Here is a 7,942-nt window from a genome sequence, read left to right as displayed (position 1 = left end):
TTGCTAGAAATATTAATGATTTCTTTTAAATTATTTGTTCTAAGTTTTTCTAGTGACGACTTGAGATATTCTGACTCGGATAAATTTGTTTGCCTGATTACTTCAAGCTGATTCTTGATTGCGTCTGCTGCATGCTTCTGATCATTTTCAATTTTACTAAGGGCTGTTATTGCTTTTTCGGGATTTTCTGTGCTTAAAGCACTTTCGACATTTTCAGAGTTTATAAAGCTTAATGAACCGATCGCAACCACTGTGTTGATTAGTGACTGGTCATCTTCCCTTAACCAGTTCCTGACTTTTTCGATCACTACAATGGCAGCTTCTCTTTTTCCTAATTCGTCTTTAGAAATGCTCACGACCCCCTGTTGCAATTTTATAATTTCGTCTACAGCCGTGTAATTACTATAAAAGGTTTTAGATACATCCCTCAACAACTTTACATCAGCAGTTACCATCTCCACCTGCAACTTAAGCCTTTCTTCCTCTTTCGCTCTTGCTTGTTCAGATGCCTGACGTGCTTGCTCTGCCCGCTCTTGGTCTCTTTTTCTTCCATGCTCACCCAATGTCAGCACATCTGCGCTAGAATCAACTATCTTTCCCCAAGTTTCGCCCAAATTGAAAGCAGAAACGTCTGAACTAACTAGGACGAGAGAAAATATAAAACTGAACGTCATAACAGATTTATTGTTCATGAGATTCACTTTACTTAGACCCTAAGGTCAGTAAAGTGCAGTCCATCCATATTAAAATGTCAAATTGACATTATCGACAATCGACGAATGGTATTTGCGTCAGTTAACTTTCTGCGTGCATATATATCTCATTGCTATTCACATTATTCTAAAAATGTTAACCATCGCTTAGCGTTGCCGGCGGCAACGAATTTCCACATTTTTTTCGTTGTTCGTGGATCCGGTGGTGGACGGGTTGACTGGTCCCTCCACGACAATATCACCAGTCATGAGCACGACAAATCCCTACAACTACCCGCTACACATTAATGGGCAATGCGCCGTAACTTACTAAGCCGAGCTACACCACACCCAGCCTCTCGTGCCCATGCCCTCCTCCTCTAAGTTTCAACCCTCTGGATTACTGGCACTTTCCGACTTACCACCCTCGACGACCTGGGACGATCAAGCAGCCGCTGTATTGCCTTTGTGAGCTTACGTTCCCGTCCTCAGTACAAAGAATCTGAGAGCTGTCCAGCTCTTGCTTGGTCATACGAAGCTTGAAAACACCGTCAGATCCCTGAGAATCGACGCCGATGAAGTACTCGAAATGGCGGAGCAAACGGAAGTCTGACCATCCACAGCGAGGCGATGCTAGACCGTCGTTGGCCCGACCCAAAGCGACCCGTCGCGCATGACAGCTAGAGTTTTGGGAATTATTCACGCACCGATAAACGAAGACCTGGACCTGCGGCGTCAGGTGCGACCCGCTGCAAGCGGCTTGTCTGCGCAAGACGGTGATCCGGTTCACGCGATCAGCGGAAGGTTCAAAGCTAAGTTCAGATGCCTGCGTAAGCTACGAAGCGTCTATCGACATGCACCGGGCGTGCTGAGATGATCGCTGGTGAGGGGTTGTCGGTGCACTGAGCCCGGCTAACAGAGGTCGTCGGGCGGGGAAAGGACATGTCTGAAATAACACTGGAGCATTTTCTGCGTGCGGCAGCTGATATCGGAGCGCACGGAGACAACGACACACTGCCTTTCGATGTCGACACGAATTTTGTTTCAGCTAAGCAAAATGAGCTAGCAGAGGTCGCTTTCTGTTTTTCGGAGGAGCTGCGTAAAGATAGTGTGTCCAACAGCAAACACAAAATTGCAGCATTAACTGTATTCAGCGAGCGCCTTTTGGTCGCAACCGGTGCATCAGGATTCAGGGTGACTACAAAGCTTCACCCGTTTTGGAGCATTTATTTCAACGGACTCGGCGTAGCTATCGCCGATCAGTTAGAGCCAAGACGTGATCAGCGAACCTTCTCATACAGGTTCCAGTCGGAAGGCGGATCTGAGCTATTCGACCGGGGTTCATCCTGGAGAGTGTTTAGAGAGACTACGTCGAAAGAGGCAGCGGTCGCTCCCAAGGGGGCAGTAGTCGTCCAAACCGACATTTCAAGCTTTTACGAACACATCTCGCATCATTACTTAGAAAACCTCATCGATGACCTGTTCCCGGATGGCAGGGTAGGTAACCAAATCACCGCACTGTTATCAAAGTTTTCAGCAGGACGTTCCTTCGGACTACCTGTCGGGGGACAGTGCTCGCGGATTCTGGCGGAGCTGTTTTTGAACTCTGTCGACCATCGAATGACACATGACGGCTTACGTTGGTACAGGTATGTAGACGACTATGTGCTCATTGCAGATTCGAATTCCGCCGCTTACGCAGGGCTAGCATTTCTATCACACGCTCTCGCGGACTATGGGATCACGCTAAATAAATCGAAAACTATAATGATGACGGCTAAGCATTATGACGAATACGTTACTACTCAGCTTGGTGGCGACGATACCAACGCCGGAATCTTGAGACATATCGACCTACATTATGATCCTTACTCTGATAACCCAGAAGGGGATTATGAGTCGCTGAAAATGACTGTCGAAAATCTAGACGTCCAGAAATTGCTCGGCAACGAATTGCAAAAGTCGCTTCCTGATAATTTCTTGATAACCCAAATAGGTAGGACCCTGAAGTTCCACAGCCCAATCGTAGCCCTGCAACTCGCGTCGACGCTACTAGAACAGAATAACTTGCATGCGTTTCGCGCTTCGTGGTCAACCATCATGCGAGGTGTGGCCAATCTCAGAGCGGGCGCGGGATATGAGGAAATTCACTCCGATCTGGATGCGGTGATAGATAGAGTGGCTGTCCACTCTGCTCATTTATTGCAAGCTGAAGCGAGCTTGCTGCACTACCTTAGGGTGCTGAAGTTTGCGCAAACGCCAGCCCGAGCTGCTTTTGTCCAAAGTACCTATAAATACAGCTCGTCCCACACAGTCAAAAGGGCGTGCATAGACTGCTGGCGTCTATGGAAAGATAGGTCCGGTTTCAGCTCTGTCTCAAGCCGGTGGAGCGAAATCAACGCTGAATGTCAGCGATTGACATGGCTCGCGGCAGAGTCCTTTGGAGACCAAGGAGATGGCCTGCGCCGTCAGATTGGGCCAAGCTTGGAGCAATCATGGAGGCTCGGAATAGAGCGTCAGGACCGCCCGACCTTCGCTGGTCTCTATCGGAGCTGGTGTGATGTCATCTAGAGCTGGCCGTGACCCTAGAACGATTGCTCGAAATATTCCCGGCATACTGAATGCTATTTTCCCAGGGCTAACGCCTGGCATCGTGTCCTTTTACAACAAATTAGCTATCGGTTGTCCTGTGATCGTCGTGCCGGTAAAAGCCATCCAGGCAAGTGAACTGCAAAAATCTCTGCTATTCGAGCTGGCCTTTGCCGTAGGTGAGCAGCTCGTGCTTGGTAACAATCCGACGTGGGGAGAATGCGTTGCCATCGCTACAGACAGGCAAAGCAGGTTCTTCGATGCCATCAGCCCATCGGAAATTTCTGAGAATGATCAACGTATCGCCCTGCGCGTTGCGGACAACCTAGTGGCTATGGTGAAGCAGGTAGCTACTGATTATAACTCGGCCTATGGCGCGGCGCCGGTGATACCCGGCTTTCGCTGGATCGCCTCAGGAACCGGCGATTTTTTTGCCGGATCGACAATAATCGAGGTGAAATGCATAGCCGGTAATTTCACCGCTGCCGATTATAGGCAAGTCGCAATGTACTGGCTGTTGAGCTATGCGGCCGCTGTAGAGACGGGCAATGATGAGTGGAGGTCGTGCGTCTTGATGAATCCGAGAACAGGCAAGCTCGTGAACATCGATTTTGATGAGTTCATCCACCTCACCGGTGGCGGCCGAAGCAAGGTTGAGATTCTCCAGGCGTTTGCTGCGACCCTCACAGATATCCAGAAATTCTAGTTCTATCGGCCCTTCACTGACATGACCGACGAGCAAAATTCCGCCCCGCTGGTTATACCCCGCGACAGCGGCGGCTGTTTACAATCGGGCTGGCAGTCGGTTCAGGTTGCGGCAGGGTGCGTGACGCGCGGATCCTTAGACAAGCGCGCCCAGACCTATCTGCGAAGCAAGACTACTAATGCACTCGGGTGGTCATCCCAGCGAGTGGAAGTCTAGGGAGGACGTGGCATACAGCCAAATGCTCACAAACGTCCCTTATAGATGTGCAATTCCACACTTTCGCCTTGATCGAAACATCCTCAGGGACGGTAGGAGTGGCTATCCGCATCCCCCCGCCGGACCAATGGCTCGATTACGTCGTTACGTCCACCTGCCAACGGAGTACGATTAGGAAAAAGTGCGAATCGAGGTGATGTCTGTGGAAAAAGACGAGCTCCGGAGCAGAATTCACACCAGGGAGCGGAAAATGCTCATTCAAGCCAAGAACGAAATTTTAGGATGCGGCGATTTCCTACCTGTTAATCGTCTTGCACAGTATTTCAATATTTGCGCTGAAACACTTACTCCGGTTTTGGCTGAGTGGGAGTCAGAAAATCGAATTTTCTCGATAGAACATTATGACAGTAGTCTATTCCCCTGTTATGCGTTTTCCGCTCAAAATAGTTTCACCCCTCATCCACAATTAAAAGAAATACTCTTACTTCTAACTCCTACCAAAGATAGTTGGTCAGTGGCATTTTGGTTTTTTTCGCCTAATGGAATGCTTGGAGGCAAACGTCCTCGAGACTTGCTTTCTACTGATGCCATCCGCGTGGTCATAGCCGCACAAGACGAGGCTGATGGTATCCTTCATGGCTAGATGAGCCGTTGCTCAATGGATTCCTCCACTTCGAGGATTAGCGGCAGGATCAAGTTCACTATCTACTGACCGCCGCTGCCCTTGCCCCCTTCGTTGGTAGCAGCAATAGGCCATTCAACGACGTCCAACAAGCAACGTCTCTAAATAGGTAAAATAGATATTAAGATCGCCTTACCTATTGATTAAGTGATCCTCCGCCGCAGCTTTATGGCAGCCCGGCCGACCCATTCAAATCAGTTGTCGGGAGAGAACGTTGCGCGGTGGGTCGATATCGCTCGACATAAAGGACTATGAGCAACTTTTTCAACTCTAGCATTGATAAGTGCTGTGCGATCCTTCGCCGAGTGTGGCCGTCATCCCAGCGAATCTTATTGGCATGTAGCACTGACCCTCCTAATGGAAGATGGCCAACTGCCTGGTCGTTGCAACGTTGTACCGTTCGAACGGTTGGTCGCGGGTTGAGTTGACCAGGGCATCGGGCATGCTCCAACCACCACAAGCGGCCTACCGATTGCTGGCAGGAGGTTCAGCACTGCAAGCGAGTTTAATGCACTCACGGCTACGGCACTGGCATTTTGACTGGATACCGGGCATTTTTGACATACCAGCCAACTGTGAGATGTGCTTCCTGTTGAAAAAATAGCGAAAGATGGTACGGTCAATATCACGTAGGACAGCTTTAATATATTAACATCACTATTTAACAAGGCTCTAAACGCGGAATTATCACATGAAGATTTTCACTCCATTGCCAGGAGAGTATGTCGCGTCGGCACTAAACAGAGGTAACGAGTTGCTCGGAATTAAGTCCATTAGATTCGAGGACTTTCGTATAAAGCCGATACCCAGAGAAGGATATGTATTTAGTTGCGGAGGTAAGGCGGAATCTAGAGATCATGCGATATTTAAGTTCCCTGATTTTTTTATCGAGAAAAATATTTCCGAAGAAGTTCTCCATAGCCATACTTTATATCCCCTCACAGCGGCACTAGGAAGGTGTCGATCTAATACCATAGTCACTCCTAGAAAATGGAAAAAAATTTGTACTGATTGTGTGGTCGAAGATTTTGAAACTCATGGAACCGCATACATACATCGTAGAAATGTGCAAACCTCTGTGCGATTTTGCAGCGTACATGGATCGGAACTGGTCGATGTGTGCCCAGCCTGCTCAGTACCCATCAGCAGACATCACATAACGAAACTGGGTCTATGCAGTCGAAAATATAAGAAACCGACATATCAGCTGAATTCGTCGAGCCACTTGTATTCAAAATTTATAGCTGAAATTTTGAACTACAATGGAAACATGCTCAAACGGCATATAGTTGATTGGCGAATATATGGTAGTCTAATCATAAGATATAGAAAGGAATACATACAAGACGAGGACTTAACTGAGATCATAAGACGTGAGTTTGGTGAGCAAGTAAAATATACATATCGAGATTCATCCGATCATACGGTCGCGATACTTGCCTTCTTAGCTTGCGAAACTGCGGAAGCATATCTTGATCTAATGACAAACGAAACATCCACCGACTGGTTAACAAAGGAAGTAGACGTAATTCGCCGAGCACGGCGATACGTTGCTACCAGCTAAGCTTAGTAGTGGACAAAATGTTGAGTATTTCGGTTTCAGTCACATGCGGCTTTCTGATTCCGGAATACCTAAGCACGACACTTGTAGCACATCGTTCAGATAGCAAAAAATTCTTAACGGCCCACCTAACTTTACGAATTTGATGATCATGATCAGATTCTAGCAGACCGTTCATCAGGCTAATACTTTTTGGGAATTTAGAAGGTCTTCTCAGGAAATCATGGCTTTGGTCTATCTGCCTGACTAACAAAGATCGCGTGATCTTTTGAGGCTTGCCACTTGTGGACATTATCTTCTCGTTTGCGATTAGCAAGTTGTAAGTAAGCGCTGTGTCCCTAGCTTCCCAGTCGATCAGGCTTTTGCGTGACCTCATAAACGGGTGGGAAATTACATATTCCTTTAACCATTCTCTATCATGACGGTACAGCCAATGATAGTGAGGCTTATCGTGACATTTGGAGTTGGAATCGCTTAAAAATGCTGATCGGTGCGCCTCTAAGTCAGCATCATGAAGAGTCTTGTTCATATTGTTGCGTCGAGGCACATATGCGTTGCCAACTTCCGCCGGTGGATGGAAGGACTGGAGCTCGCTTAATCTCGCCTCAAGCAGCCAACAGAGAAGGTAAAACTTCAGCGGTTGCACAATTAATCCGCGCGGATGCAACATCCGCAAAACCCAATCGCAGGAGTGAGTGACCTCCTGAAACTCATTTATGTTTGGGCAGTGTTTGAGCCTCTCAATCAAAAAGGGCCTCAATATTTTCTCGCTGATTCGACCTGATTTAATAAAACCTAATTCAGCCAAGCGGTGCCTCAAGAAGTCTCCGTTCAAAAGCCCCCTTACACTCGAAGGGTGTTCGAGTCCCCAGAGCTGCATTTCTGCAACGGTGCCAGCGGCCTTATCACCATAGGACTCCATCACTGGAGTTCCACCTGACTCACCCGGTAGCAGCATGCAACGCCAGTCTGAACCGTGTGGGAAGGTCAGAGAGCAAAGAACCTCGTCGTGATGTGGGCAGACGCAAGTGCCAGGAGACAGATGAATACGATGCCAATACGCGACTCCAAACCTCTCACTATCCTCGTGAAGGCAGCTCTCGCAGTACCTGAAAGATGCGTGTTTGAGGAACCGCGAGGCAGTAATTCCCAAGCTCATCTTTAAGCCTGTGCCACGGTTGCCAGCCATGGTGACCTTGGCGCTTTCATACGCCGCATCATCAAGAAAGGGTTGATAGAGCGGTAAAAGCGTGGAGCGGTCGATCAGTTCTGCTACCGAATAGAGCCCTGCTAATCGCTTGGACAGTGCGTCCAAACAGCAGGGCAATATCGAGCCACAAGTTCTCGAATACGTGCCGAAAAGTTCCTGGCTCGTAAGGCGATAGCTGTCATTGGCCATCATCCTGTGGTAGCGGACTGTTAGGCTATATAGCGATTCATCGGGAAATGGCTGGGGAAAAACCAGCAAGCGCTCCATTAACCTAGCCTCCCATGAA

Annotated in this window: 5 protein-coding genes; 3 read left to right on the top strand and 2 right to left on the bottom strand. The window is 48.3% G+C overall.

The genetic code is table 11. From position 1 onward, the window contains the following. On the bottom strand, positions 1-692 hold a 692-nt coding region (locus tag ORL50_RS27450), incomplete at its 3' end, for a hypothetical protein (protein WP_266019720.1). A gap of 942 nt (positions 693-1,634) precedes the next feature. Here ORL50_RS27450 and ORL50_RS27440 point away from each other — a divergent pair. The 3 genes from ORL50_RS27440 (at position 1,635) to ORL50_RS27430 (ending at position 4,846) form a co-directional block, all read left to right on the top strand. Next, entirely contained in the window at positions 1,635-3,263 is a 1,629-nt protein-coding gene (locus ORL50_RS27440; RefSeq protein ID WP_266019718.1) for an RNA-directed DNA polymerase, read from the top strand. Further along, the gene (locus tag ORL50_RS27435; RefSeq protein WP_266019716.1) at positions 3,253-3,987 is read left to right on the top strand and encodes a hypothetical protein; all 735 of its coding nucleotides are present in this window, start codon (positions 3,253-3,255) and stop codon (positions 3,985-3,987) included. The genes ORL50_RS27440 and ORL50_RS27435 overlap by 11 nt, the downstream gene beginning before the upstream one ends. A 466-nt stretch (positions 3,988-4,453) precedes the next feature. Continuing rightward, the gene (locus ORL50_RS27430; RefSeq protein ID WP_266019714.1) at positions 4,454-4,846 is read left to right on the top strand and encodes an antitoxin Xre/MbcA/ParS toxin-binding domain-containing protein; all 393 of its coding nucleotides are present in this window, start codon (positions 4,454-4,456) and stop codon (positions 4,844-4,846) included. A 1,592-nt stretch (positions 4,847-6,438) separates the two neighbouring features. On the opposite strand, the gene ORL50_RS27420 is transcribed toward ORL50_RS27430, so the two are convergent. Next, complete coding sequence (locus tag ORL50_RS27420; protein WP_266019712.1) at positions 6,439-7,923, bottom strand: TnsD family Tn7-like transposition protein; 1,485 nt, start codon at positions 7,921-7,923, stop codon at positions 6,439-6,441. Between the last annotated feature and the right edge of the window lie 19 nt (positions 7,924-7,942).

Origin of the sequence: Pseudomonas sp. RIT-562, assembly GCF_026241895.1 — a bacterium.
GTDB lineage: Bacteria > Pseudomonadota > Gammaproteobacteria > Pseudomonadales > Pseudomonadaceae > Aquipseudomonas > Aquipseudomonas mandelii_F.
The sequence above is the reverse complement of the archived record's forward strand: the minus strand, read 5'-3'. Positions and strand labels throughout refer to the sequence as shown.

What these genes read in the sequence shown, in the direction of transcription:
- ORL50_RS27430 (WP_266019714.1), top strand. Translation starts at nt 4,454, where the DNA reads ATGCTCATTCAAGCCAAGAACGAAATTTTAGGATGCGGCGATTTCCTA.
- ORL50_RS27440 (WP_266019718.1), top strand. Translation starts at nt 1,635, where the DNA reads ATGTCTGAAATAACACTGGAGCATTTTCTGCGTGCGGCAGCTGATATC.
- ORL50_RS27420 (WP_266019712.1), bottom strand. Translation starts at nt 7,923, where the DNA reads ATGGAGCGCTTGCTGGTTTTTCCCCAGCCATTTCCCGATGAATCGCTA.
- ORL50_RS27435 (WP_266019716.1), top strand. Translation starts at nt 3,253, where the DNA reads ATGTCATCTAGAGCTGGCCGTGACCCTAGAACGATTGCTCGAAATATT.